This is a genomic window from Sedimentibacter sp. MB35-C1 (genome assembly GCF_030913635.1).
Taxonomy (GTDB): Bacteria; Bacillota; Clostridia; order Tissierellales; family Sedimentibacteraceae; genus Sedimentibacter.
In genome coordinates, this window is record NZ_CP133188.1 from 3239779 (window position 1) to 3262909 (window position 23131).

Below are 23131 nucleotides of genomic sequence, written 5' to 3' on the forward strand. Positions count from 1 at the left end.
ATTATATGGCGGTTATTAAAAACTTACTACAGCAAATCACCGATCCGGTGCTCCGTGAGCGGCTTGCACAGGAAGTAAATCGGTTAAGTAAGAATAAAAAATTCGGCTTAGTTTTCGAGGAGCATGTTCCTGAATGCACTCCACTTTATAGCGTACCCATTAAACGAGGTTCATTTGTTGCCCGGAAAACAGGCAAAATGAATAATATATACATAGTAAAGGAAATAGATGGCGAAACTGCTACCTGCATGGATAAAATCACCCTTGAGATTGAAGCCATCCCACTTAGCGAAATCGTATCTGTGGCACAGTTTGGGGAACCTATTTTCCCCTCCCTTGAGCCTATCGATAAAGTACTTAATGCGGCAGATGACAACCTTTGGCATACGATTATTGAAGCTGACAACTACCACGCCCTTCAACTTTTAGAATACCTTTATGAGGGAAAAGTGGATTGTATATATATTGACCCGCCCTATAACACTGGTGCAAGGGATTGGAAATATAATAATGACTATGTTGATTCTGCAGATGCATGGAGACATAGCAAATGGCTATCAATGATGAAAAAACGGTTATTGATTGCAAAGCGTTTACTGTCAAAGGATGGTGTGCTAATCACAACCATAGATGACAATGAATATGCCCATTTATGGGTTCTTCTTAATGATGTTTTCCCCGAATTAACGCACAACTGTGTTACCATCCAACATAACCCCGGCGGTACACAGGGTAAAAAGTTTTCAGTAACAAATGAATATGCTATTTATTCGTACTCAGCAGAAAGTGTAATTTATCGTAAACCGCACACTGGCGGTGATGTCTATAATCTACGTCGCTGGGGCAGCACATCGGGGCGTTATGAAGGAGCCACTTGCTTTTATCCAATTTTCATCGATGACAAATCGAATGTTATTGGGTTCGGAGACTTATTGGATGATGATTTGCACCCATCTAATCAGGTTGAACTTAATGATGACGGAACTTATTCCGTTTGGCCTATCGATAAAAATGGCACGGAGAAAAAATGGAGATATAGTAGAAGTACTGTAGAATCGGTTAAGGATCGTATGTTTATTGAGAAACGTGGCGAAAGGATTGAGGTTATATTACGAAGAGAAAGCGAGCCTCCAAAGACGGTATGGGTTGATGGACTTTTCAACGCTGAAGCCCATGGCACGGAAATATTGAAGACTATACTTGGTAGTGGCTTCACATTTCCATTTCCGAAATCACTTTATGCCGTACAAGAGTCTTTGTTATTTGCTGTGCAAGGAAAAAAAGATGCATTGATTGTCGACTTCTTCGCAGGCAGCGGTACTACACTCCATGCAGTTAATTTGCTTAATGCGGAGGATGACGGCAAGCGCCGCTGTATCCTTGTCACCAACAATGAGGTATCAGAGGCTGAAGTACGGGAATTGAAAGCTGCTGGTCATCAGCCGGGTGACCCTGAATGGGAAAGCCGTGGCATATGCCGCTCGGTAACTTGGCCTCGTACGGAATATAGCATCCTTGGCAAACGAGCTGATGGCACAATTTTAACAGGGGAATACTTTACTAATCTGACAACCGATAAAGAGACCAACCGCTCCTTTTATCAACTGGGATTCGTAGAAAACCCTACGGGACTTGTGCTTGCTGCAAAAAAACAAATTGTTGCTCTTATGGGCAAGAATAAGCTGCCACAATCCCTCGTTAAAGCCGACAGCCGTTTTGTAGTATCGGAGAAATACACCGCTTCAATTCTTTTTGATCCAGAAGCAGCTGACGAATGGCTCGAAGCCCTTGAAGACCAAGAGCATATTACTGATTTCTATATTGTTGCAAAAGAGAACCGTATTTTTAATGAAATAAAAACAAAAGTGGTTGAGTTACTCGGTACAATCACAATAGCTGAACCATTCAAGCGGCCAATGAGTGAAGGTTTTGCCGCCAATGTAGAATACTTTAAGCTTGGTTTCTTGGATAAGAACAGTGTTTCCCTTGGCCAGCAATTTCATGAAATACTGCCCCTTCTGTGGTTAAAGGCAGGAGCTGTCGGCGAGCGTCCAGAATTAGATGGCATAGAATTACCGGATATGCTGATTCTGCCGCAAAATTCCTTTGCAGTTTTGCTTGATGAAGATTGTTATGGCAAGTTCTCTGAAGCCTTGCTTGATGTCGGTAAAATTGAAACAGTGTATTTTGTCACGAATTCTGAGGAGGCATTTAGGGAGATGTCTGATGGTATCGAGGCCACTTATACCTACCAGTTATATCGTGACTATATTGATAATTTTGTAATTGGGAGTAGGAGGAATAGTCTATGAGAGCAACCTTATTTCCTTTTCAAGAAGTAGCACTTGCTGACTTACATGAGAAGATACAAAAAGCACATACCCTTTGGAGCGAAAAAGACCCGCAGGTTATTTCTTTTACCGCTCCCACGGGCGCAGGAAAGACAATTATTATGACCGCTCTGTTTGAGGATATTATTTTCGGTCATGCTTACGGTATAGCTGAGCCTGACTCTATTTTTGTCTGGCTTTCAGATATGCCTGAGCTAAATGAGCAAACACGCTTAAAAATCGAAAGCAAATCAGATAAATTCCGCGCAAGAGACATCCACATAATTGATTCCAACTATGACTCCGAATATTTTGCACCGGGCGGAATCTATTTTTTAAATACACAAAAACTTGGTACAGACAAGCTTCTCACCCAGAAGTCGGACCTGCGCCAATATACAATTTGGGAAACACTTGCAAATACAGCTAAGCGCCAACCAAAATCATTTTATATTGTTATAGACGAGGCACACCGAGGTACAGCTACACCGCAAGCGGAAAACAGAGCGCAATCCATTATGCAAAAATTTATTAAAGGCAGCAAAGAAGATGGAATGGCTATCATGCCACTTGTTATAGGTGTAACTGCAACACCACAGCGTTTTCAACGACTTGTAGCCGATACTACTTCTACTATCCAAAAAGTTGCTGTTCCCCCGGAGGATGTCCGAGAATCCGGCTTATTGAAAGATAGAATTATAATACATTTCCCTGAAATTGCAATAAATGCAGATATGACAATGTTTAAAGAAGCTGTTGCTAATTGGAGAGATAAATGCGAACGTTGGGCTGCTTACTCTGACCATGAGGAAATTAAAAATCCTGTTCGCCCTATTCTTGTAGTTCAGGTGGAAGATGGTAATGAACGGTTGATCACCCACACAGATTTGGAGAATTGTATCACTGTTATTGAAAATTCTCTTGGACGCAAGCTCCGTGCCGGTGAGGCAATTCATACATTTGATAAATATGAAACCATCAAAGTAGGTGATGTAGATATATACAAAGTGGATGCATCCCGAATTGAACATGACGAAAAGGCGATGGTCGTGTTCTTTAAGATGAACCTTTCCACCGGATGGGACTGCCCTCGTGCCGAGACAATGATGTCATTTAGGCACGCCAGTGATTATACTCATATTGCTCAGCTGCTGGGGCGGATGATCCGTACCCCTCTTGCCCGCCGTGTTGAATCCGATGCTGAATTAAATAATGTCAGCCTTTACCTGCCATTCTTCGATGAGGAAACTGTCAAGATGGTGGAGCAAGCCCTGCGTGATGGTGAAGCATCTATCCCTGCTGAAACAGGCTCACACAGGGAATTAATCACATTAAAAAGAAATCCTGCTTTTGCAGATGTGTTTAGCGATATGAATTTAATAACATATCGCATAGATTCGGCAAGAAAGCAACCAGCTCTACGCAGGCTGATTGCCCTTGCTCGTGCCCTTACCCAAGATATGATTGCACCAGGGGCTCGCAAGACTATGTTAAAAAAATTGCTTGATGAATTTGAAAAAGAAATCACTGCTTTAAGAGAATCGGGCAAATTCGAGACCATATCCAAAGCAACTACAGTCTTTGGCCTCTATTCCCTTACCATCGATTATGGCAGTGATGTTGCAAACAAAATTATGGAATCAAATGAAGTTATCTCACTTTCGGATTTTGATATGAATAATCTATTTGAGCGGGCGGGAAAAATCTTCGGCGAAGGCTTACACAAAGAGTATTGGATTCGTCATGCTACTCGTGAAGCCAAAGATGTAAAAACTGAAATGATTGTTCTGGCCAGTGACAGTGAAGCAATGGATAGGCTTGAAGCATTTGCCGGTAGGTTATTCAATGAGTTATATGATACCCATCAATCAGCCTTCCGCCACTTAAAGGAAGACCGCAAGGATACATATAGAAAACTTGCACAGTCCTCCACTATTCCAATCGCACTTGATTGGCAGCTGCCCCAGTCTATAGATTTTTCTATAGGAGAAGATGCTATTGCCTTAGAAAATCATCTTTTTATCCCTTCCGAGGGCGGAGACTTCAAAGTTAGCTTGGGCGATTGGGAAAAGGGTGTTATTGAGGAAGAGATGAAAGAATCAAAAGGTGCAGTAGCATGGCTTCGTAATCTTGATCGCAAAAAATGGTCCCTTGAAATTCCATACGAAGTAGGTGGTGTAACAACCCCCATGTTCCCAGACCTTATTGTTGTTCGTACTAATGCAAATGGATATGTTTTTGATATTCTGGAGCCCCATGATCCCAGCCGTAAGGATAACTATCCAAAGGCCGTTGGTCTTGCAAAGTTTGCCGAAAAACATGGTGAATATTTTGGCCGGATACAGCTTATTCGCAAAGCAAAAGGTGCGGACAAACGAGATCATTTCTACCGTTTAGACATGAGTAAGCTTAGCATTCGAAATAGAGTTCGTAGTGTAACATCCAATGCTGAACTTGATCGAATTTTTGATGAGGAAGCAATAACGGAAGAATAATATTTCAGATATTATTAACAGGAGGAGAAATAATGGCATTTCAAACTGCACTTACAATAAAAGAAGCTATTGCCAGCATTCATAGTAAAAAGTATTTGTTACCTTCTATCCAAAGAGAATTTGTATGGGATGTAGACCAGATTACCCAATTATTTGATAGCCTTATGCTTGGCTATCCCATAGGCTCATTCCTGTTTTGGGAAGTCGGCAAACAAAATGGCAATGAATTTGTTTTTTATGAATTTCTCAGGAATTATCATGAAAGGGATTGCCGTCACAACACCAAAGCAAGTATTACCGGTAGTGAATCTATCACAGCTATTTTAGATGGGCAACAGCGGCTAACATCTCTCTATGTTGGGCTGATGGGAACATACGCTTATAAGAAACCATATTTCCGTTATGATAATCCCAAGGCCTACCCAGTTAGAAAGTTGTATTTGAATTTACTTAGCAAGTCTGAAGATGATGACTGGTTTTATGATTTTTCATTTTTAACTAATGATGAATGCTCCAATGATGAAGATCACTATTGGTTTGCTGTGGGCGATATACTTAAATTCAACGAATTAACCGATGTGGTTATTTACTTGCAGCAAAAGGTTGTTCCATATTTGCTAAAATCAGCACAGGATTCAGGTAAAGAATATGACACAGAAAAGGGTACCTTTGCAACGGATACATTGAGTAAATTATGGAAAGCCGTTCATAGTGACGGTACGATTAGCTATTATCTTGAAAAAAGCAACGAGCTTGATAAGGTACTCAATATTTTCATACGGGTAAATAGCGGAGGAACACAGCTTAGTTATTCTGATTTACTGCTGTCTATTGCGTCAGCACAATGGGACCAGCTGGATGCCCGGGAAGAAATCCATCAGGCGGTTGATGACTTGAATCGCATCGGACGAGGATTTAATGTCAATAAAGATTTTATCCTTAAAGCCTGCTTAGTACTCTGCGATTTTCCGGATATCGCTTTTAAGATTGATAATTTTAATCATACCAATATGATGAAAATTCAGCATGAGTGGGAAAACATCATAACAGCCCTCAGGGAGGCAGTCACTTTAGTTGCCCGCTTGGGCTTCAATAGAGATAATATAACATCCAATAATTTATTTATCCCTATAGCCTATTACATAAAACATATGGGATTACCCACAAATTTTGCTGCATCCCCTAAAAATGCGGAGAATGTACGGAAAATTAAGAAATGGTTTGTCAGTGCCATGTTGAAGCGTGTCTTTAGCTCCCAGCCTGATGGTGTCCTTCGCCCTATTCGGGAAATTATTCAAAAAAATAACAAAGCTGACTTTCCTTTTGAGAAAATTGTTGACAGATTTAAGGGTACAAACAGAACCCATGAGTTTACGGATGCAGATATTGAAAACCTGCTGTTCCAAAAATTTGGACAAGGGGATACTTTGGTTGTAATGTCCATTCTCTACCCTTGGGCAGACATGAACAATTCGTTCCATGTTGATCATATATTCCCCAAAGCAGAATTTACGGAAAGGAAATTACGCCGAAGAGGAATTGTTGATATAACCGATTTTATTAGCAATTTTAACTATATTGGTAATCTTCAACTTCTCGAAGGACTTGATAACACTTCTAAAAAGGATAAGGATTATAAAGAGTGGTTTGAAACAAATTTACCCACAGCAGAAGCCAAACGAGAGTACTGTAAAAGGCATTTAATTCCTTCTGACATTGATTTTTCATTTACAAACTTCCCGGAATTTTTTGAAGCTCGAGAAGCTCTGATTATTGAAAAGCTAAAAAAAGAATTGCAATAACTGCGAGGTGAATACCAATGCCTTTTACAATCGTCCGGCAGGACATCACAAAGATAAAAACCGATGCAATCGTTAATGCCGCAAATACGGAACTTAAAATGGGCGGCGGTGTTTGCGGAGCTATATTTAAAGCGGCTGGGAAAAACGAACTACAAGAAGCATGCAATGAGCTTTCACCTATAAAAACAGGTGAAGCTGTAATTACACCGGGCTTTGCCTTACCGGCAAGCTACATTATTCATGTTGCAGGACCGGTCTATGATCCTTCAAGCCCCAAGGTAAGCGAGAAACTTCTTCGCTCAGCTTATCTAAACTCTCTTAATCTTGCCAAAGACTATAAGTGCAAAAGCATCGCTTTTCCCCTTATTTCAAGCGGCATTTATGGATATCCGAAGAGTGAAGCGCTCAAGGTAGCGACTATTGCAATCAAGGATTTTCTTGGCAATCATGACATGGATATCTATCTGGCCGTATTCGATAAAGACTCATTTATGGTTAGCGAGAAGCTACTGGGAGAAGTTGCAAGCTATATTGATGACAACTATATTGAAAAGCATAAACTATCACGGCGAGAGCTGCTTGATATTGAGCGAAGAGCCTTATCTGATGTTGACCATATAGAATATGGCTCACCAATGCCGCAAATTTCAGAGGAGGTACTTAAGGCCCCAGCAGGCATTGATGACTTAATAGATAATCTCGATGAGCCCTTTTCGACAACTCTCCTACGCTTAATTGATGCCAAGGACAAAACTGATGTGGAGGTTTATAAGCGTGCCAACCTTGATAGGAAGCTGTTTTCAAAAATAAGAACCGGTAAAGGCTACATGCCCAGCAAACGAACAGCCATTGCCCTGGCCGTTGCCTTAGAGCTTAACCTTGATGAAACAGACGATCTCCTGGAACGGGCCGGTTATGCCTTATCTCGCAGTCAAAAATTTGATGTGATTATAGAATATTTTATCATCAACGGCAAATATGATATTTTTGAAATTAACGAGGTATTGTTCAAATATGACCAGCCCTTGTTAGGGGGATAAGCAAATGAATTATGCAAATGAAATAGATTCTTTAATTCAGGGAGTTTCCTTAGCAATTGGCAAGCCGATTCCCAGAGAAAAATATGAAATACTTGATAGGGGTTTGCCTCATACACAACCTACACGGTTGCCTTTCGGAAAAATGGCAGTATATATGTTTTTGTTTAATAGCGATTTTTTAAAGATCGGAAAGGCTAACCATCGTAGCAATGCGAGATTCTGCAGTCATCATTATAGCCTTAGCGCACCATCAACACTTGCAAAATCTTTGCTTGCAGATGATAAGATGATTAGTTTTAATATAACTCCTTCCAATGTGAAGGGTTGGATTAAAACTAACTGCCGAAGAATTGACATTATTATTGATGCGGACTTGGGAGTTTTTGCTCTTGATTTAATCGAAGGAATTATGCACTATAAATACGAACCCAGGTATGAAGGGTTTGCCTCACAAAGATAATTGTCGCTTTTCAAACGACCTATGGTTCTGCTTTAAAGGTTATCCTTAAGTCACAATAAAACTTAAGGAGGACAATTCAATGAAAAAAGGATTAACAGAACTGGTATTTATACTGGACAAAAGTGGTTCCATGAGCGGACTTGAAAAGGATACAATCGGCGGATATAATTCAATGCTTGCCAAGCAAAAGAATGTACAAGGTGATTGCCATATTACCACCGTGCTTTATGATAACAACTACGAGCTGCTTCATGATCGCATCGATATTAGAGCCGTTAGCCCCATCACCGAAAAAGAATACCAAGTCGGCGGCTCAACGGCACTACTTGATGCAATAGGCAGTACAATTCATAAAATTAGCAATGCCCAAAAACATACGGCTGAAGAATACCGTGCAGAAAAGGTAATGTTCGTTATTATCACAGACGGCGAAGAAAATTCCAGCCGTGAATATTCCGCTGAAAAAGTCAAATCACAGATTGAAAGACAAAAATCAAAATATAACTGGGAATTTATTTTTCTTGGAGCAAACATAGACGCAGTTCATACCGCCAGACAGTTTGGTATAGGCGAAGATCGGGCAATGGACTACATTGCAGATAGCGAAGGAACAGCCCTTAACTACTCTGTTATGAGTGATGTCGTCTCTGAATTTCGAGAAAAGACAACTATATCGGATAAGCACTTTGATGAAATAAGAAAGGATGCAAAAAAGCGTGGTGGACAAAGATGAAGCCTGATGAAATGCCATCTACAAATATTTCTAAGCTCTGGATCTCTAATAATCAAAAGGATTGGTTGGATGCCGGTATCCTGCTAGAGCAGTGCAAAAGCAGAAGAATTAAATCAATTATTTCAAACAGATAAATAGACACCAAGAAAAATTGATAAAGTGCTTTGGGCTTATAGAGAATAAAATAAGCGTATATTTTCAAGCAATGTACTTTTATAAATAATATTACAGAGAAGTAATCTAAGATATACTTTGTTCTTTCTCTGTAATAATATCTTTTAGAGTGAGAGGTTCTGGGCAGTTCACCATGAACCGAGGCTGGGTTCAGCTAAAGCACATAGTTACCCCTTGGCGGAAACTATGTGCTTTTTTCTTACAAATCTAATCTTATTTCAAAATTAATCTATTGCTGGTGTGGCTTCCATTCTCCCGATAGCGAGTCTCCTTTTCTACCAATCCGGCTTTGGTAAGATCATGGAGCGCCCTCTTAATTGTACTGCGTGATAAATCTAAATCAGAGGCAATGGTTTTTACTGCCGGCCAGCAGTCCTGCCCCTTACCTGAACGGTCTTTCAAGTACATATAAACAACTCTAGCCCGATGTGGAAGTTCATCGGGCGAAGCCTTATACAAATAATCGAAATATCCCATGTTCTACTCCTTCCTTTTAAGATGTCCGTACATGGGTACGGCGTTTTGATGTATCTGTTTGTGGTTCGGTAACAGGGGTATGCAAAGTACCGGTACCACTCACTTCCTCCAATAGCTCACCGCTTTCAGTATAAACCGCGATAAATGCCGAATGACGACGCATTATATTTTCCCCTAGTATTTGTTTGTCTGCATAGGTAACCTTTCGGTGAGCGCGTTCTGCTACCGTATAAACACTATCAAAGGTAATACCCCAATCTAAAAATAAACGCAGCTTTGTTTTCATCGGATGAGTACCCGTTTTCATCACAACAAAATTACCTTTGGGTATGGATTTCAATTCATCTGCTGTCATGAGTGGACGTTCCATCATCTGCAGAGACTGGCTTGGATCATTCTTGCCACGGCTAATGCTCCCAGACATAACAGTGCGGCTGCCAAGTGCTTTGGACAGGACTTCTGCCGTTTGGCTATTAGGAGCGAAGCCACCGAAGATAGTATCCTGGCAGTTATCTACGATAATTTCGGAGCCTTCTTTCCCATAGTTTTTTTCAAGCTGGCCAAAACTTTGAATGATTGGTACCATGGTCAGGCGACGGGAACGGCTTGCAGAAAAAATTAACTCCAACGAATCAATAGCAGGAAGTGTACCAAGCTCATCACAGTAAAATACAACTCTGTTTTTCAGCTTACCTTCATTTTCATCGGCCACAGCTAAAATTTCACGGTATAACTGTTGAATCATCAGGCTGACCATAAAGTATTTTGTTAAATCTTCTTCCGGCAGCACAATAAATAATGCCGATTTTTCATTTACAAACTTCTCTGCATCTACGGCTGTATCAAAACACAAAATCTGCTCCATCTCGGAATCTAGAAAAGAATTTAGTCTTGAGAGCACCGTGGAAAGAACTGACATCATGGCCTGCTCAGCTGAATTGAGTGCCGCCCCTGCAAACCATCGTGCTTTATGATCACTGGGGAGCTTATCCATTAAGAGTTGGAATTGGCTTTTACCTTTTATTTTGCTTGGAGCAAGTAAGTCCTGTACCAGTTTGAATACGCTTATAATGTGACGACAATCGGTGACTGAGCCATCCCCATTTTTTGCTGGAGGAAGATATTCTGCAATTAACAAAATTACAGCAGTAAGAAGCCCTTCGGCAGCATCATAGAAAAACTGATTTTGCCCGTAATTTTCACTACCGGCATTGATTATGGTTTTGGCAATAATCTTTGCATATTTTTCTGCCTTAGCTTTAGCTACAAGATTTTTTTCATCAGCTCGGTATGCATCCATATATTTATTAACAAGGTGAAGCATATTGTTACCATCCGATCGGGTGGGATTACGCAAATCAATGACAGCCACATGATAGCCATAGTAGTCACGGGCAATGGCTCCGTAGTTTCGATAGAGATCTCCTTTGGTATCAGTGGTAAGAAAGCTCATACCGCTGGCACATGCATATTCAAGATTAGGATAAAGAAAAAAGGCAGTTTTACCCACACCGGATGCACCAATCATTAGGCAATGGACATCATCGGTGTCCACCAGTGCTGTGAGATCATTTTTCTTACCAATGCTTCCAAGGATTAACCCCTGCTGATTAACTTGGGGTAGTGCTATACCCCTTCGCCATTCCCTTGGCTTAAAAGGCATGTGTTTGTAGGTGCTTTTGATTTCATTGTTGGTAGCAAACCTTGCTGTACCATGTTGACCATCACCTACTGTACGAGACTTGATTCCGTTGAGTGTATAATAGTGGGCTAAAAGCGAAAGACCGCCGATGACAGAAAACATCACGGCGGCCGCTGCTATGAGGATATAAACTTGTGATAGCATGGATAACTCCTTTCTTCTTATGCCATTTTTATTTCAAAACCGTCCTGTACTTGCTGGCTGTTTATTAAATCATCATTCCAGTCCTTACCTTGAGACATAAGCAGGCAGCATCTATATCCACTTTCCGTAAGCTGATTTTTTAGCCGTTCCGATGCCTTATGCCCTGCCTCATCATTGTCAAGACAGAGGGCTACATCTTTGAGGTGTGGATTTAGCTCAAGCATTTTCATCATGGATTGGCTGCCCACTCCGCAAAGAGCCACATAGCTGTGAGCTTGCCACTCTTGTGGGTGCAGTGTGATATAAGATAGCAAATCAATAGGTGCCTCAAAAACATAGAGGCGGTCACTGCTGCCGATATAATGAAAACTATATGCCGGATTGCAGCCATCCACATTTCCTTTGAAGCTTATGCCCTCTGTATAGAGTCCTCGTTTATGTGCATGGCGGGGTACTCCGTTTTCATCCAATCCAACGAACACTGCATTGTGATATTTTTTATTGCCGTCTTTTGATTTTTCGCAGGATTCATAAAGCAATTTTTCTCTTGCAAAAAAGCTGACTACATCACGGTCTATTTTTCTCGTTTTTACAAGGTAAGCGTAAACTCTGCGCATATCTGAATGTGCATCAGGCAGTTTGAAGGGCTTTGGCTCTTCAAACTGCCTCTTTTTCTTCGCAGGAATATATTCTATACCCTGTTCACCGCCTAACAATAAAATTACCGCATCAGGAAATGACAGGTTATAAAAGTTCTTAACGAAATCTATGGCATAGCCGCCGCTCTCTGACGAGTGATCATACCATTGGTTTCCACGGACAGTGATGCTGCGGTCTGATTCAAGCCGCTTTTCTCTGCCGCTGGCAATGAGCTTTTCACCTTGTCGGTATAGAAAATCTATAAGATCAACATTATTAGCACGATATTTTTGATCCTCTGTAAAATGAATATAGTTTCCCATTGGTACCTCCTATCTGTGGCGATTGCCGATGCGATGAAAAAACACCGGGCGATTAACGCTCCGGTGCTGCTTTGGCATGAGTAATTTTTTGAGGTGCGGCTTAATATTTTCTTCTTTCCGTTTCTTCATACAGATCCTCCAATCTTTATAATGTGTGCATGGACTGTTCATGATCATCTTGCTTGTGACCCTGCGCCTGCTTCTTAGCCCTTATCTTCTGCAGGAGTTTCCGATCAGCACGCTGGTTCGGCGGCATTCTTGCCGGTGCAGTATCACCGATAATACGGCTCATGTGATGCAATAACCTTGTGGCTGCCAGCATCACAGACGGTTCTTTGAACTCATCTATATGGTCAAGAAAAAACTGAGCATAGATATTGCCCTGTGCTGCCGAGAGTATGAACCACTTTACGGCTTCTTCTTTATCTTTCAGAACATTCTTTCCCATCAGATAAAGCTTTCCAAGGGTGTATTGGGCATATTGATTACCTTGATTTGCGGAAGCGGTCAAATATTGCAAAGCTATTTCCACATTCTTCGGGACATCCTCGCCTGTAAGATAAAGCTTTCCAAGGCGGTATTCGGCAAGTTCATTCCCCTTTATAGCTGCACTTTTTAAATATGAAATTGCCTTTGCTACATCCTTTGTAACATCTTCACCTCTTAGATAAAGGCAACCGAGGGCATATTCTGCAAACTGATTTTTCTGTTTAGCGGAAAGGTTAAGCCAACGCAAGGCTTCAGGGATATCTTTTAAAATACCTTCACCGCCCAAGTACAGCTTGCCGAGCTGATAAGCGGCAAAGGAGTTTCCCACCAATGCCGCCTTTTCAAAATAGCTTCGTGCCTGCAATATATCTTTTTCTGTGCCGATACCGTTTAAAAGCATCCAGCCAAGACGATATTGAAGCTTATCATCATGGCTTTGTTTTTCCAAGGAAGTAAATCCATGAAATGCATTAGTGAAATATTTTTCTGCTTTCGTTTCATTTTTATCACAGCCAATGCCATCACGAAACATTTTGCCTACTTTAAAGCTGGCATAGGGAAAACCCTGTTTAGCTGAGCGTAGATACAATTCAAATGCGGTTTGGTAATCTTGCTCCACACCATTACCCATATAATAAAGACCAGCAAGAGAATACTCCGCATATTTATATTTTTCACTTGCCGATTGTGTAAGCCACTGAGCGGCCTTCATATAATTCTGTTCTGTACCAAGCCCTGCTGCATACATCTTCCCAATACGATACTGGGCATATTTCCAAGGCTTTTCAGACTCGGCAGCATGGAATACTGTGAGTGCCTTTTCATACCTTTGATGCGATTTATCAGCATCTTCACTGCATCCAAGACCATCCGCATTCATTCTGCCAAGGTCATACATAGCAAGGGGATTATTTCGCTCTGCTTCCAATAGCAACAGGCTATAGGCTTTTTCAAAATCCTGACTGATTCCGGCATCCTCATTACCATAGAAAAATTGCTTTGCCTGCTTATAGTTCTCACTCCACCATGAAGGGGTGCGGCTTTTTCCATGGTGTCTGCCAGCTTCTTTTTGAGGTTCAAGTTCATCTTGAATGTCGTCTGCATTCTCTGGAGGAAAATAGCCGGGCAGCATACTACTATCGGCAGGGGGGGCGGGTATTATAGAATCTGCTGTTTCTGATTCATCAAAGATAAATTCTCCTTGTGAAATTTCCATTGCTTCTTTTATAACCATGTTACGAATAGATTTAAAGTCACTGCATTTTGAAAGCGGCAATTGCTGAGATGGTGTTTCGGTATAGATACTCTCAATCTGCCCCTTTGCTTTTTGCCATAGAGTATAGGCTTTGGCCACTCTTTCATCCTTGGCAAGCTCATCTACAATTTCATCCACCACATTTTTAAGTTCTGCCTTTAGATATCCATATTGTTTTTTTCCTGTGGTATGTTTCAGACACTCCGCAAGATAGGTGATAAGCTCTTCAATTTTTTCGCTTCTAAGGGTATCGCTTTGCATTTGTATCAGCAGTTTTCGAAGTGCAATGCGCGCTTCTTTAGTAAGATCATCCCGCTTTTGAGTTTTTTCTCCGTATAAAGGTATCAGCTCCTGCCGGAAGATTTCCGTTGCAAGAGCTGATTTCATTTTGCGAATCCCCGGCTTAGTAAGATATCCTTCATTTGGATTTGTACTGTAACAGATCATATGGACATGGGGATGATGGCTCTCATTATGAAAGGCTGCATACCATTTCAAATTGTCCGGATGAATTTTAAGGCTTTCTGTAAGCTCCATGGCTTTGGAAGAAATTAATGCTTTCCAGCTTTGAGCATTATCAAATCCAAATTTTTCAGCATCCTCACGGCGAAGGGAAATGATCGGTGTCCACACATTACCGCTATGCTCTGCGATCTCTTTTGCAACTTGCGAAAGAATAAGCGGTTGTTCTCCTACTGTAAACAGACCATGGGTATCAAACTTTTCTACTCTGGGACGGTTTGCGATGTAGTCAAGATATTTTTCTTTGTCACCGACTTGTTCAATGTGCTGTTCCAATGTGATAGAAATAAATTCAGAAGCATTTTCACGATTTGGCTCGGCAAGGTAGTCCTCATATTCCAGTGACTCCTTGCTATCGGGAAATTCTCGAATGATTTGAGTAATAAGCGACTGCTGCTTTTTGGTGCTATTCCAAAGTGCCTTAGCATTAGAAACTTTTTCTACACCATCACGAGTGGCGATGTATTTGACCAGATGATTTAGATGGGATGTAGCTTTTCTGCCTTTAAGATAACCATTTTTAATAACCAGTCTTGCCATTAGATATCAACACCTTGCTGGAATAAAACTGCATCATCCAGTTTGATTTTTCCTCTGGTCTTTTTTACTTCTGCAACACACCTACCCCGGAGACTTTGCAGTTCATTATCGGTGACTTCCAGCGTGGCGGCTAAAAGATGCATCATCATACTAATCTCCACCGACAAGCGGAACAGATTATTTGCCACACGATTTTCTGTGTTTTGCAAAGTACCTTGAATGGCTCCAAGTAAATTTTGTGATAAAAAAGATGTGCTGTTTTGACAACTTAGATATCCGATATAGAAATCCACCGCTTGTGAAATAAATTCGGTATGGTTTTTCATATTCTTTGCCTGAATCATATCTTCCATGTTTTGAATCATATCCGGATAGAGCCATGCTACTACCCGCTGTTTCAGCTCAGTTTTATTCTCATTCATTTGATCAAATCTCCTTATATTTTTCTCACAGCACCATGGGGAGCACCTTGAAAATGCTGGCACTGCTTGGGTTAGATAAGTGTTACAGCACCTACGAGAGCATAAATGGGGATTTACAGCACCTTTGGCAAGATTTTATCCTATGGGGAAAAGGCTGTATTTTTGGTACAAAGGCGGTCGGCACTGCCGTCCGCTGTGACCGAGAGGTGCGTTTACAGCACCTCTCTTTCTCCTGCTGTATTTTAAACCTATGGATTCACGGTTATGACGAGATTGTTTTGCTCGCTTTTGGGTCCTGCCTGTTCGCAACGTTCCTTCAAATTGCCCTCTAATGTGCCAAGTGGTGTACTACTCTACCCGTGGGCTGAAAAGCCCACACAGGGGCAAACAGGGGGGTGACAGAGGGGAGTGTGCTGTTCTCCTGCATTTGCCGTTTCATACCTTACTTTAGATTATCCCCTGCGATTGGTTGGGTGCCGCTGCGTTATTTTTCTCTTTCTGTTTTTTAGCTTTTGGAGCAGGCATGCTGTCAGCGGTTTCATCAATGTATTCACGCACGGCAGCCGGTACATGTTTTTCATAAAGCTTTTGCAAAGCTTCGCCCAGCTCCTGCTCAATAGATACATCCTTTTTCTCCATATATCTTTTGGTAGCCTCAAGTCTTTGGGCTTCCATTTTAAGTGTGATATTAGCCTTTTTCATTATAATAATCCTCCTATCGTTAAAAACTGATAAATGTAATACGTGGCTCCAACTCTTGTTCTTCGCCAGTAAAGGCAGGAGAGTCAGCAAATCGTTCTGCATATTTTTCTGCCTGCTCACTTGTCAAAGAAATAAAATCGCCCTCCATACTATCGCCGCAAATAAAAAAGGGACCGCAAATGATGTCATCATAAAACCATCGATTTGGTTTCATACCATTGAGTTTACCTTCATCATTGCAGACCAGTAGACAATCATCTTCAAGTCCAATCACCTGAATAAGACCGCCAACCTCAGCCTGCAATCCGTCAAGATCATTTTGAATGTCCTTTATAACCGGCGGCTGACCGACATCGATTTTTAATACTTTAATCGTATTACTCATAAACTTTCCTCCTGAATTTATAGTTTTTCGCTAGTTCATATTCACAAAAATCTGCTTACTTAAATATGCTGCATCGACATTCCCGTCTTGTCTTGAACACTATTTGGGCAGAAATCTAAATAAAATGTCATATCGAAGCTTTCCTCAGTCATTTCCACTTCGGCTATTTCATCTGCACTGTTTAAAATGTGAAGCAGCTGTTCACCGATTCCATTGCCGTTTTTTATAGTAATTCCATAGCGTTCTTGGATTTCATCAAAGTCTGTAATCCAATTTCCGCTCCCCGTATTTAAGCATCCCTCTTTAATAAGGGCATCTGCAAGCTTTAGCATTTGCTGATTAAAATAGGGTTTTATCCGGGGCAGCCATGCAACATATCTGGCATAATCATAGCCCTGGCTTTCTACAAGGAAACCGTCATCTGCATGTTCACTTAGCAAAAGCAGAGAATGCCGAACACCTTTTTCATCAACATACATGGACTCCTTATGGTCTTTAATAAAATCTTCATCTTTAAGAAGCCCGCCTGAAAAAGCTTTGAACTTTTGCTCCGGTAAAATAACAACTGCTTCTATAAAAGCCTCGCTTAAATTAAAAGTCGGTATTTTTCTTTCGAAGGGTACTTGTAACTTCATTGATTTGACTCCTTCCTTTAAGGTAAATAACTTCTTGGGTTTTGCTTTTCTCCACTGATTCGCACTTCAAAGTGCAGGTGGTTTCCGGTGCTTCTACCGGTAGACCCCACTTCAGCAATAATACTTCCGGCATCTACGGTCTGCCCTTCGCTTACTAGTATTTTGGAACAATGGGCATAAAGAGTGACAAAGCCACCGCCATGATCCACCATCACATGGTAGCCGTATCCGCTGGTGGTATAACGAACCACATAAACTGTACCGGGCAGTGCTGCACGAATAGATGTGCCCTTGGGCGCACCAAGGTCAATTCCGCTATGTCCTGAGCCCATGCCGGTGAATGGGTCTTTACGGTATCCAAACTCCGAGGTGACCATGCTGCGCCAATTCTCTCCAAGGGGTGAGCAGAAGCCATCTACTCCGATAAAGGGTGTGGATGACAGGGGCAAGCTGTTTGACCATTCGTCAAATTCATGGCCATAGGTTGGCGCCGGTCTGCCATAAAGCACACGGTAATAAATTTCTGTTGCATTGATTTGGCTTTCATGAGTGATGGCTATCCTCATAGACGACAAAATATTTTCATATACTACGGGCAGTTCCTTAATGGGAACCGCCACGGTATAGGTTTCTTCCTCTGTAGTTTCATTGCCGTCTGCATCGGTAGAAGTGACCGTTCTGCTTCGTTCCTCATAGGTGACAAATGAGTCTACAAATTGCCTGTGTTCAAGTCTTGAGGGGCTATCTGCGCCGAAAAACAGAGAATAAAAAATAGCCCTAACCCTTACCGAGTCGAGGCTTTCTCCATCTTCCGTGTCACTATTTACTGTGGCAATGGTGTCGTCTAAAAGAGTAAAACTGTTTCTCATATCTTCAATATATCCACGGTAATCCTCGGGAACATTGCCCGAAATAACACCGCCGTCAAAGCACAGGCCTACTGCTGTATTGTTGTGATCTGATGTACCTGATAACAGGCTGCAGACTAAAACAATTATTAAAATTACTGGCGATAGAATCAAACCGATTGTCCAGCCAATGGTTTTACGAACTCGTTCATCTGTTAGGGCTGTAGCAGCGGCTTTTGCTGCCATTGTTATCGTTGCTGGGTCTGCCATAAAATCACCACCATTTCAGGTTGCCGAATCCAAACAAATTCTGCTGCTCTGGCTCGGGTTCACTTTCCATAAGCTGTTCGGTATAGTCTATTGCCTGTTCCAAAATAGCAGGGTCAAACCCTGCACTTTTATATCCTTCGAGGATGGTATTGTAATAATAATCAGACGGATAGCCCAGACGGTGCCCCGGAGTCATAATGTAAACCATGGCAGGAATAGTTTTTTCGTCCAGTATAAGCTCCATGGTTTCTTTTTCATAAAACCTTGGAAACCCTTCGTAGATATCAAGTGCTTTTTCATCATCCGGCCTGATTTTCCAAAGTAAAACAGGGACAAAACTTCCCACACAAGGTTCAATGGTAGCTACCGCACCATGACCGCTGCCTCTAAAAACAAGGGCATAATCTTTGATTTCAGATGTTCCTACCACCTTGGCGGTAGGACACCTTTTTGCCATTTGAGGCAGATTAAGATTGCTGCCGTAGGCAATATATAGTTTGTTTTCCATAAGCACTCCCTCACATCGACATAGTAAAAGCGGGGGATTCCTCATCCTCCGCTTCCAAAACAATTTCTTCAGTTGGTTGTTGTTCTGCTTCTTCTGCCTGCACCCTTTCCGCTTCACGCTTTTCTCTCAGTCTTTCCTTTTGCCTTTCCGCTTGGGCAGGGTCTTTCCATGCAATGCAGCCCTCAAGATGATCCAGCAGATGTTTTCGGGCTGTTTTAAATTCATCACCTATCAAACCAAGACGCAAAAGCCATACACGAAAAGTATATTTTTCATTGGTTGATTCTGTTTTAATCGGACTTGTCGAACGCTGATTAAGAGCCTGTGCTGTGATTGCAAGGCAGAATTGAACATAGGCTTTAATTTTACCGGCATGCAAATCACCGTTAAAGGCACGGAATTCAACCGTGCCTTTTTGAAATACACTATGCAAATTAAGACAGCGATAGCGGCTGGAATGATAATGTTCCCGGCTGCCATCGCCTCCGTTATACCAAATACTTTTAAGTTTTTCTAAAGTAGCCGGTTTTTTACGATTAATCTGTTCTAAAAAGATTGGATCAATTTTCTGGCAGTAGCTGGTTTCTCTGCCCCTTGAAACTTTAAGTGCCTTATAGATCATGTCTTCTTTTGCAGCCATGATATTGACAAGATTGCGAAGCTTAGGGGCTTCAAAAGGAGCTGCATTGATGTGAATATGAATTCCGCAGGAGGAATTAACAAAAGCGCCTGCACCCCTTAGTTTTCGTATCATCTCCTGTACGTTTTCAATATCTTTGTACTGACAGATGGGGCTTACCAGCTCAACGCTATAGCTTCTGTCGGCACTCACTTTTCTGCGTCCTTCTTTTCTTTGGCAGTCAATGCTGGCATCACTCATAAGCTTCCACTTTCGCCCTTCGCTGTCACGGGCATAATAAACATCGTAATAGGTGCCTTCATATTCCTTAGTCGTGCCTAAATATTCAGCAATTACCTCTGCGGCACGGCTTCTTGTAATACCGGTCATCTCAATTTCAATTCCAAAATCCTGGCCTTGTATCTCCATTTAATCACCGCCCTTACCACATTCTGTGCTGGAGCGTATGGTCTTTTTCATGTGTAAGTCCTGCCGTTTCTGCAGCTGAGTTTATGAAACTGCAAAGCCTCTCCCTTCGCCAAGTATCAATTAAATGACGACCGCATTCTTCATTGAGAGCATTGATTTTTAAGACCGTATCTTTAACACATTCAGATATAGCGGCAGGATCACCTTCCGCCAATATGAGATCATCGATATATTCGTCTAAAATTTTCTCCATCAAAGACACATCTTCCGGTGTATAATGATAGCCCCCAGCATAAGGATTAGGATATTCTTTTCCGTCCATACAGTGCCGTAGGTTTTCTAAAATAGCAGGGCGTTCTTCATTCTCTGTCTTTTGATATTTCTCCATAAAAGCTAAAATATCCGCTTCCCGGTCTGGAGTGTAGTGGATAAAAGACAGCATATCTTCAAGAAGCCCTGTTTTAGTCTCCTTATGATTTTTTAATCTATCCATTATTTTTCTCCCTTCTATATTATCTTCCGCCTGCTTTACCAAACAGTTTTTCCTTGTATAAAGGGGCATGAACTGCAAGATTATACCGCTCTATGCCACATTTATATAAACACACACCTCGCTGGGGAAAGCGAATAAGGTTGTATTCTGATTCCTCAAGCTGGAGGGAATCCATATAAAACTGCTTATCAATATTGCCTGCATTAAAGAGAAAAGCATGAGTAGGAATTGAAAACAGCGGTTTTGCCAGCTCTCTTATTCCTTCAATGTTAAAGTCCTCAAGGTTTTGTGATGCTAAAATAACCGCTGACTCTTTCTTACGGACACGCTTCATAAAGTTACGGATATATTCAATTGCAGTGAGATTGGTAAGGAACAGATACAGCTCATCGATGCTGGCGACAGTGTTACCTTCAGTTAAGAGCTTATCGCTCATGAAGGACAGAACATTAAACAAGAGAGCATTTTTTACATTTCGGCTGGCTTGCAGCAAGCCTTTAACACCAAATACAATAAAGCGGTCAGAAGTCACATTGGTATGCCCATTAAAAAACTTGCTTTCCGCACCCATGCACATCGAGTGAAGCCCCAACAGGATTTCCTGCAGCAGCTCCGCCGTATAAAGCTGATATTTGCTCTTGTCATAGCCTTTATATTCATCCTCAATCAGTTCATACAAATTGGAGAGGATGGGATAATCTTCGGCAGTCAGCTTGGCAAAATTGGTGCGGTCACTGATGTTAAACTTCTCATAGAGCTTGCCTAACATAATTTCAATGGTGTCAATATGACGGTCATCAAAGTCTTTGTAGCAGCGGAAAAAGTCTTTAAGAAAAGATATATGCTGGCTGAGTTTTGTCCGCTGGCGAAATGCTTGTGGTGCATCTGCATCACCAAGACTGCCGCTTTCATCCCATGCCTTTGGCTCTAATGGGTTGATCATATACTGACCGGACATAAGGTCTATAAAGCACCCGCCGAGATTTTCAGCAAGCTCCACATATTCATGCTCGGGATCTAAACAGAGAACAGTTTTACCTGCTTCCAGCACATTGCAGAGAATTAATTTAAGGAGATAGCTTTTACCCTGGCCGCTGTTACCAAGAATAAGGATGTTGGCATTAGTCTTATCATCATCCCGTTTATCGAAGTCTACGATAATATTGCTTCCGAATTTATCCCGTCCAAGATAAAAACCGCCCGGATCAGTCTTGCCGGAATAATTAAAGGGATAAAGGTTTGCTACGCTGCTGGCAGGCAAGACCCGTTCATACTGACTCCCGAACACATTATGTCCGGCAGGACCCACGGCAATAAAGCCCTCCCTCTGGCGGAGTATAAGCCTATCCACATTGAGCTTGCTTCGCACAAGTTCCGTAAGAACATCGGTCTGCAATAGCTTTAGCGTATCAAGATCATGGGCAGTCAGCTCGATATATACGGCACAATGAAGAAGAGGTTCACGGTTTCTGTGCATGGCTGATACCAATGTCACCACATCCTGTAAATTGCTCTCGGCGGTGACAGTTTGCTGCAGGTTATTGGTGCTGCTTCTATCCATGCGATTTTTATTGGCAGCGTTATGGATGATTTTCTTTTCCTCTCCCGGAGTAACCTGCCTTGTGTAGATGCGTAGAGTTACACCGTCCTTTTCGCCTAAATGTCGCAGGATTGCCTGCTCATCTGTAGAGGTTGGATATTCACGCAGAACCCAGACACAGCGAAAAGTGTTCCCGCAAATAAAATGGTCAACATTAAATTTAATAATACCTGGGGCTATCATGTCGAGAAAATCCTTAATTTTAGCATCCTCTGCCGGTGTTACAGTTTTTTTCTTTCTGACTTTACTCACCAACAATCACCCACCTTTCTCCATCAAAATCCTCATATTTTTCTGTCGTGACATTCTGCTCATAATAAACACCTAAGAGACGCTTTATATCGGTTTCAGCTGCTTTTTTTGTAGTGAAACCTTGGTCTTTCAGAGATTTTTCTATACGGGAAAGGTAGGGTTGAACTTCTGATTCCTTATCGTCACGCAGGCGGATGATGATGAGAAACTCACGGGCTGTGGCCATCTGCACCTGCATGCGGTCAAGAGAAACAGCATCCTGCTGAAGGAGTTTTCGTATAACCGGGTTTTCTTCCTGTTCCATGCGGCTTCTAAGATGCGCTTTATTATCTTCAAAGTTCTCCCGGCTGTTAAGGCAAAGCATTTCAATTTCGGCGATGCCTTTTAGAACATTCATCAAAGCATATATTCTTGCGCCTACGCTGCTTTCGGAAAGCACACTGATGTTGGTGGGCTTAATCATAAAAAATACCAGTTCTCCATGACCGGTCACCAGTGCATGACTGCTGATATTTTTAATTCCCATAAGCTGCCTTGTAGATGCCTTTTCTTTAGCTTCATTTTTCTTTTTTCTGCTCATGCACTTTCCCTCCATTCATAAAGCTGTTGTCTGCCCATGAAAAATACAGCGGCGTATCGTATAAAATCGAGAATGCTGGTATCCTCAAAGCGGATAGATAAAAAGGCATAGACTGCTGTTGCTACGATGGGCAAAAGCCATCCAAGCTGAGATAGGGCAAACACAGATATAAGGCAGCCTACACCAATAATTCCTATATCTCTAAGCTCCCACAGCCACAAAGTGGCCTTGGATTTTAAGTTATCGGGGTAAATATACAAGAT

General features: G+C 41.7%; 21 protein-coding genes. 6 read left to right on the forward strand and 15 right to left on the reverse strand.

Annotated features, from left to right (window positions below):
• Positions 1-5: 5 nt before the first annotated feature.
• The 6 genes from RBQ61_RS15740 to RBQ61_RS15765 all read left to right on the forward strand — a co-directional run bounded on the left by RBQ61_RS15740 (position 6) and on the right by RBQ61_RS15765 (position 8860).
• Positions 6-2312, forward strand: a complete 2307-nt coding sequence (locus RBQ61_RS15740) for a site-specific DNA-methyltransferase (protein WP_308138167.1) — start codon at positions 6-8, stop codon at positions 2310-2312.
• Positions 2309-4825 (forward strand): DEAD/DEAH box helicase, encoded by a 2517-nt coding sequence (locus RBQ61_RS15745; protein WP_308138168.1) that lies wholly within the window; start codon positions 2309-2311, stop codon positions 4823-4825. The genes RBQ61_RS15740 and RBQ61_RS15745 overlap by 4 nt, the downstream gene beginning before the upstream one ends.
• Positions 4826-4857: 32 nt before the next feature.
• On the forward strand, positions 4858-6627 hold the full coding sequence (locus RBQ61_RS15750; protein WP_308138169.1) for a DUF262 domain-containing protein: 1770 nt from the start codon (positions 4858-4860) through the stop codon (positions 6625-6627).
• 17 nt (positions 6628-6644) lie between these two features.
• Entirely contained in the window at positions 6645-7667 is a 1023-nt protein-coding gene (locus RBQ61_RS15755) for a macro domain-containing protein (RefSeq protein ID WP_308138170.1), read from the forward strand.
• A gap of 4 nt (positions 7668-7671) precedes the next feature.
• Positions 7672-8127 carry a hypothetical protein gene (locus tag RBQ61_RS15760; RefSeq protein WP_308138171.1) on the forward strand — a complete coding sequence of 152 codons (456 nt, stop codon included), beginning with the start codon at positions 7672-7674 and terminating at the stop codon, positions 8125-8127.
• A 79-nt stretch (positions 8128-8206) separates the two neighbouring features.
• Entirely contained in the window at positions 8207-8860 is a 654-nt protein-coding gene (locus RBQ61_RS15765; protein ID WP_308138172.1) for a vWA domain-containing protein, read from the forward strand.
• Positions 8861-9247: 387 nt separating this feature from the next.
• Here RBQ61_RS15765 and RBQ61_RS15770 read toward each other — a convergent pair whose 3' ends face one another.
• From RBQ61_RS15770 to RBQ61_RS15840, 15 genes are all read right to left on the reverse strand, one after another.
• Entirely contained in the window at positions 9248-9511 is a 264-nt protein-coding gene (locus tag RBQ61_RS15770) for a helix-turn-helix domain-containing protein (protein WP_308138173.1), read from the reverse strand.
• 16 nt (positions 9512-9527) lie between these two features.
• Positions 9528-11357 carry a VirD4-like conjugal transfer protein, CD1115 family gene (locus RBQ61_RS15775; RefSeq protein WP_308138174.1) on the reverse strand — a complete coding sequence of 610 codons (1830 nt, stop codon included), beginning with the start codon at positions 11355-11357 and terminating at the stop codon, positions 9528-9530.
• 17 nt (positions 11358-11374) lie between these two features.
• Positions 11375-12319 carry a DUF3991 and toprim domain-containing protein gene (locus RBQ61_RS15780; RefSeq protein ID WP_308138175.1) on the reverse strand — a complete coding sequence of 315 codons (945 nt, stop codon included), beginning with the start codon at positions 12317-12319 and terminating at the stop codon, positions 11375-11377.
• A gap of 145 nt (positions 12320-12464) precedes the next feature.
• On the reverse strand, positions 12465-15125 hold the full coding sequence (mobP3, locus tag RBQ61_RS15785) for a MobP3 family relaxase (protein WP_308138176.1): 2661 nt from the start codon (positions 15123-15125) through the stop codon (positions 12465-12467).
• On the reverse strand, positions 15125-15547 hold the full coding sequence (locus RBQ61_RS15790) for a hypothetical protein (RefSeq protein WP_308138177.1): 423 nt from the start codon (positions 15545-15547) through the stop codon (positions 15125-15127). The genes mobP3 and RBQ61_RS15790 overlap by 1 nt, the downstream gene beginning before the upstream one ends.
• A 447-nt stretch (positions 15548-15994) precedes the next feature.
• Positions 15995-16249: a DUF6103 family protein gene (locus tag RBQ61_RS15795; RefSeq protein WP_308138178.1), complete on the reverse strand. Its 255-nt coding sequence runs from the start codon at positions 16247-16249 to the stop codon at positions 15995-15997.
• 19 nt (positions 16250-16268) lie between these two features.
• A complete protein-coding gene (locus RBQ61_RS15800; RefSeq protein ID WP_308138179.1) occupies positions 16269-16634 on the reverse strand; it encodes a DUF3846 domain-containing protein in 366 nt (121 codons plus the stop codon).
• Positions 16635-16693: 59 nt separating this feature from the next.
• Positions 16694-17269, reverse strand: a complete 576-nt coding sequence (locus tag RBQ61_RS15805) for a DUF6329 domain-containing protein (protein WP_308138180.1) — start codon at positions 17267-17269, stop codon at positions 16694-16696.
• A 17-nt stretch (positions 17270-17286) separates the two neighbouring features.
• Positions 17287-18387: a M23 family metallopeptidase gene (locus RBQ61_RS15810; protein ID WP_308138181.1), complete on the reverse strand. Its 1101-nt coding sequence runs from the start codon at positions 18385-18387 to the stop codon at positions 17287-17289.
• Between the two features lie 4 nt (positions 18388-18391).
• Positions 18392-18895, reverse strand: a complete 504-nt coding sequence (locus tag RBQ61_RS15815; protein ID WP_308138182.1) for a gamma-glutamylcyclotransferase family protein — start codon at positions 18893-18895, stop codon at positions 18392-18394.
• A 10-nt stretch (positions 18896-18905) separates the two neighbouring features.
• On the reverse strand, positions 18906-19943 hold the full coding sequence (locus RBQ61_RS15820) for an amidoligase family protein (RefSeq protein ID WP_308138183.1): 1038 nt from the start codon (positions 19941-19943) through the stop codon (positions 18906-18908).
• 13 nt (positions 19944-19956) lie between these two features.
• Positions 19957-20478, reverse strand: coding sequence for a hypothetical protein (locus RBQ61_RS15825; protein ID WP_308138184.1), 522 nt, complete (start codon positions 20476-20478; stop codon positions 19957-19959).
• Positions 20456-22288: a VirB4 family type IV secretion system protein gene (locus tag RBQ61_RS15830; RefSeq protein ID WP_374049920.1), complete on the reverse strand. Its 1833-nt coding sequence runs from the start codon at positions 22286-22288 to the stop codon at positions 20456-20458. Before RBQ61_RS15830 ends, RBQ61_RS15825 begins: the two co-directional genes overlap by 23 nt.
• Positions 22281-22868 (reverse strand): hypothetical protein, encoded by a 588-nt coding sequence (locus RBQ61_RS15835; protein WP_308138185.1) that lies wholly within the window; start codon positions 22866-22868, stop codon positions 22281-22283. Before RBQ61_RS15835 ends, RBQ61_RS15830 begins: the two co-directional genes overlap by 8 nt.
• Positions 22865-23128 (reverse strand): hypothetical protein, encoded by a 264-nt coding sequence (locus tag RBQ61_RS15840; RefSeq protein WP_308138186.1) that lies wholly within the window; start codon positions 23126-23128, stop codon positions 22865-22867. The genes RBQ61_RS15835 and RBQ61_RS15840 overlap by 4 nt, the downstream gene beginning before the upstream one ends.
• Between the last annotated feature and the right edge of the window lie 3 nt (positions 23129-23131).